Origin of the sequence: Burkholderia sp. E168m23 (genome assembly GCF_016586125.1) — a bacterium.
In the GTDB taxonomy this organism is placed as follows: domain Bacteria; phylum Pseudomonadota; class Gammaproteobacteria; order Burkholderiales; family Burkholderiaceae; genus Burkholderia; species Burkholderia orbicola.
Genome location: NZ_BCPP01000605.1, coordinates 1 through 4,439 on the forward strand (window position 1 = coordinate 1; position 4,439 = coordinate 4,439).

5 protein-coding genes and 1 pseudogene are annotated in these 4,439 nt (G+C 69.3%); 4 read left to right on the forward strand and 2 right to left on the reverse strand.

From position 1 onward, the window contains the following. Nucleotides 1-815, forward strand: an 815-nt coding sequence (locus tag JMF90_RS25735; RefSeq protein ID WP_201325587.1) for an aspartate aminotransferase family protein, incomplete at its 5' end; no start/stop codon positions are given. Between the two features lie 73 nt (nt 816-888). Here JMF90_RS25735 and JMF90_RS25740 read toward each other — a convergent pair. Further along, a complete protein-coding gene (locus JMF90_RS25740) occupies nt 889-1,638 on the reverse strand; it encodes an SDR family oxidoreductase (RefSeq protein WP_011547164.1) in 750 nt (249 codons plus the stop codon). Between the two features lie 41 nt (nt 1,639-1,679). Between JMF90_RS25740 and JMF90_RS25745 the strand changes: the two genes are divergently transcribed. The 3 genes and pseudogenes from JMF90_RS25745 (at nt 1,680) to JMF90_RS25755 (ending at nt 4,041) form a co-directional block, all read left to right on the forward strand. Next, nucleotides 1,680-2,657, forward strand: a complete 978-nt coding sequence (locus tag JMF90_RS25745; RefSeq protein WP_011547163.1) for an AraC family transcriptional regulator — start codon at nt 1,680-1,682, stop codon at nt 2,655-2,657. 73 nt (nt 2,658-2,730) lie between these two features. Beyond that, nucleotides 2,731-3,589 (forward strand): annotated as a pseudogene (locus JMF90_RS25750) (helix-turn-helix domain-containing protein). A 44-nt stretch (nt 3,590-3,633) separates the two neighbouring features. Next, entirely contained in the window at nt 3,634-4,041 is a 408-nt protein-coding gene (locus tag JMF90_RS25755; RefSeq protein WP_011547161.1) for a DUF2000 domain-containing protein, read from the forward strand. 30 nt (nt 4,042-4,071) lie between these two features. On the opposite strand, the gene JMF90_RS25760 is transcribed toward JMF90_RS25755, so the two are convergent. Continuing rightward, nucleotides 4,072-4,422, reverse strand: coding sequence for a VOC family protein (locus JMF90_RS25760; protein WP_011547160.1), 351 nt, complete (start codon nt 4,420-4,422; stop codon nt 4,072-4,074). Nucleotides 4,423-4,439: the final 17 nt, after the last annotated feature.

The following is a 4,439-nucleotide window of genomic DNA, read 5'->3' on the forward strand; positions in this document are numbered from 1 at the left end:
GTTCGTTCGCGATTCCGGCCCCGTTCACGTACCGGCCGCGCTTCGAGCGCAACGGCGCGTACGACCCGCTCGCCGAGCTCGACTACGCGTTCGACCTGATCGACCGCCAGTCGAGCGGCAATCTTGCCGCGTTCATCGCGGAGCCGATCCTCAGTTCGGGCGGGATCATCGAGTTGCCGAACGGCTATATGGCCGCGCTCAAGCGCAAGTGCGAGGAACGCGGCATGCTGCTGATCCTCGACGAGGCGCAGACGGGCGTCGGCCGCACCGGCACGATGTTCGCGTGCCAGCGCGACGGCGTGACGCCCGACATCCTGACGCTGTCGAAGACGCTCGGCGCCGGGCTGCCGCTCGCGGCAATGGTCACGTCCGCGGCCATCGAGGAACGCGCGCACGAGCTCGGCTACCTGTTCTATACGACCCACGTGTCCGACCCGCTGCCGGCGGCGGTCGGCCTGCGCGTGCTCGACGTCGTGCAGCGCGACGGCCTCGTCGCGCGCGCCAACACGATGGGCGAGCGGCTGCGGCGCGGCCTGCTCGACCTGATGGAGCGCTTCGACTGCATCGGCGACGTGCGCGGACGCGGGCTGCTGCTCGGCGTCGAGATCGTCAAGGATCGCCGCACCAAGGAGCCGGCGGACGGGCTCGGCGCGAAGATCACGCGCGAGTGCATGAAGCTCGGGCTCAGCATGAACATCGTGCAGTTGCCCGGCATGGGCGGCGTGTTCCGGATCGCGCCGCCGCTGACCGTCAGCGACGAAGAGATCGACCTCGGCCTGTCGCTGCTGGAGCAGGCGATCGAGCGCGCGCTGTAACGTAACGCCGTTCTCTCCGTCACGCGGTCCGTCGCGCCGGCTCAACCGGCCGGCGCGACGGATTGACGCTCGATCAACCCGCTTCCGCCGCCCACGCCTGCGCATCGGCGCCGGCCGGCATGCGCATCGGGCTGGACGGATCGGTCGCCGCGCGCCACACGGCTTCGGCGACGTCCTGCGCGTGGGTGATCGGCCCCGACGCATCGAGCATCCGCGCGACGGCCTTGCCGACGAAATCCGCATACGCCTCGTGCTCGAAGCCGTGCATGTTGGCTCGTGCGTTGTCGGAGAAACGCGTGTCGGGCGCGCGGCCCGGCAGCACGAGATGCGCGCGCACGCCGAACGGCTCGAGCTCGGCCGCCATCGATTCGGTATAGGCATTGACTGCCGCCTTGCTCGCGCGATACGCGCTGACCAGCGGCAGCGCTTTCAGCGTGACGCTCGACGTGACGTTCACGACCACGCCGGCCCCGCGCGCGCGAAACTGCGGCAGCACGACCTGCGTCACCGCGATCGTGCCGATCGTATTGGTGTCGAACAGCGCGCGCACCGTGTCGAGCGGCAGGAGTTCGGCCGGTGCGGCCGCGCCGACGCCCGCGTTGTTGACGAGCACGTCGATCGGGCCGGCGGCGTCGATCGCGGCGCGAATGCTGTCCGCGTTCGTCACGTCCAGCGGCAGCACGCGCAAGCGCTCCGACGGCGGCAGCACGTCGTCGTTCGGCTTGCGCATCGTCGCGACGACCTGCCAGTCGCGCGCCAGGAAATGGCGCGCGATTTCGAGGCCGAAGCCGGAGGAACAGCCGGTAATCAGTACGGTCTTCATGCGAACTCCTCGGGTGTGTTGAGCATGTGTCCGTACGATAGATGGCCGGAACCGTATTCGCTACAATCGACAATCCGCTTTTCTTTTGCGAGAGTCCGACCATGATCGACCCACTGACCGAAGTCGTGACGCTGCTGCAACCGGGCGCGCGGTACTCGAAGTACGTCCGTGGCGCGAGCCCGTGGGCGATCAGCCGCACGGTCGCCGGCGAGCCGTTCTATTGCGCGGTCCTCGACGGCGGGTGCCGGATCGCGATCGACGGGCACGCGCCGATCGAGCTGCTGGCCGGCGATTTCATGCTGATTCCGGCGGCCTACGGCGTGGCGATGTCGAGCCTCGAACCGCCGCCGCCGGGCGTCGACACCGCGCCGCCCGTCATGCTCGACCACGGCGAATACCGGATCGGCGATCCGGCCAATCCGGTCGACACGCGGATGATGGCCGGCAACTGCAGCTTCGGTTCGCCCGACGCGGCGCTGCTGGTGTCGTTGCTGCCCCGCTTCGTGCACGTACGCGGCGAGCCGCGGCTGACCACGCTCGTGCAACTGGTGCGCGACGAATCGCGCGCGCAGCGGCCGGCCCGCGAGATCGTGCTGGCGCGCCTGCTGGAAGTGCTGCTGATCGAGGCGATGCGCTTCACGACCGGCACGCATGCATCGCCCGGCCTCGTGCGCGGGCTCGCCGACAGCCGCCTCGCGGCCGCGCTGCGCCGGATGCACGAGCGCCCCGCCCATCCGTGGACGATCGTCGAACTCGCGAAGGAAGCCGCGCTGTCGCGCTCGACGTTCTTCGAACGCTTCAGCCGCGCGGTCGGCGTCGCGCCGATGGAGTACCTGCTGACATGGCGCATGGCGCTCGCGAAGGATCTGCTCCGCCGCAACGAAGGGCGCATCGCGGAGATCGCGGCGCGCGTCGGCTACAGCTCGGCGAGCACCTTCAGCGTCGCGTTCGCGCGGCACGTCGGCCGGCCGCCCGCGCAATATGCGCGCGACGAACAAGCGATGGTGAGCGAATCATGACCCGCACCCGTCCTCCCTGTTCCGCCACCCGCCACCCCGTTTCGTCGCGCCACGACGACGGTCGAGGCCCCCGATGACGACCGACGCCAAGGCCGTGGGCACGACCGACCACTGGCTCGTCGCGCGCCGCGACGCGGAAACCGGCATCGAGATGCCTGCACGCGCATTTCAACGGCCATGCGTACGATGCGCACGATCACGACGACATGCTGGTCGGCTTCACCGAACAGGGCGTGCAGCGCTTTCAGTGCCACCGCTCGCTGCATACCAGCGTGCCGGGCCGCGCGATCCTGATCGAGCCGGGCGCGATGCACGACGGCCACGCGCCTGAGGCGGGAGGCTTCACGTACGGGATGCTGTACCTGCCGCAAGCGTGGGTCGAGCGCGCCGCGCGCCGGCTCGACCTGCCGGGCCTCGGCAGCGTCGAAGCCACGTTCGGCCATACGCTCGTCGACGATCGCGGCCTCGTCGACGCGATCCGGAACGCGTTCTTCGCGATCCACGACAACGAAGGCCGGCTCGCGCGCGACCAGACGCTCGACCGCCTGCTGATACGGCTCGGCAGTCAACTGGGCGGCCCGCTCGCACTGGAAAGCGGCGTCGTGCCGCCCGCGATCGCGCGCGTACGCGACCTGCTGCACGCACACATGGACGGCAACCTCGGCCTCGACGAACTCGCGAGCGTCGCCGGCATCGACCGGTTCCGGCTGACGCGGATGTTCCAGCGTGCGTTCGGCACGTCGCCGCACGCATACCTCGTGCGCTTGCGGCTGCGCGCCGCGCGCAAGCTGCTGGCTGCCGGCCGCACGCCCGCACAGGCGGCCGCCGACGTCGGCTTCGCGGACCAGAGCCACCTCGGCCGCTGGTTTCGCCGCGCGTACCGGATCACGCCGGCCGCGTACCGGCAACTCTGCACAAACGTTCCAGACTGATCGCGCACGACGTCCGATCATGGGCGCTCCAACGAGGAGCAAGCATGTTCGATACCAAAGTAGCGCTGATCGTGCGCGACGATCTCGCCGCGTGGCAAAAACTCAACGTGGTCGCGTTTCTCGCGACGGGCGTCGCGGCCGGTGCGCCGGACGCACTGGGCGAGCCTTACGAGGATGCGGCCGGGCGCCGCTATAGCCGGATGCGGGGCCAGCCGATGCTGGTGTTCGCGGCCGATCTGAACGGATTGCAGGCCGCGCACCGGCAGGCGCTGTCGCGCGAACTGACGATCGTGCCCTACGTGCGCGCGATGTTTTCGACCGGGCACGATGCGGCCAACCGCGCGGCGTTTCGCGCCGAGGATGCGGACAATCCCGATCTGGTCGGCCTGGCATTGCACGGGCCGAAGAAGGCCGTCGACAAGGCGGTGAAAGGGCTGGCGTTGCATGCGTGACCGCCGGCGTGCCCGGTTCGCCGTCGCCGGTCAGCGATGCGCGAGCACGTTGACGAGCTTGCCGAACGGGTCGCGCACGTAAAACCGCCGCACGCCCCACGGCTCGTCGGCCGGCCCGTATTCGACGGAAATGCCGGCCGCCCGGACCCGCGCGAGCGCTTCATCGACATCGTCGACCTCGATCGACAGATCGGGCGTCGGCGTGCCCGATCCGCCGTGCGACGCAAAGCTGATCTGCACGTCCATCTGCTCGGCGTTGCCGTAGGTCGCGATCCAGCCGTGGTCCATCAGCAGGTCGAGACCGAAGATCCGTTGATAGAAGCGCTTTGCATCGTCGATCGAGCGCGTGTCGACGTTGGCGACGATCCGTTTGACTTTCATCGGGTTCCTTCACGAGT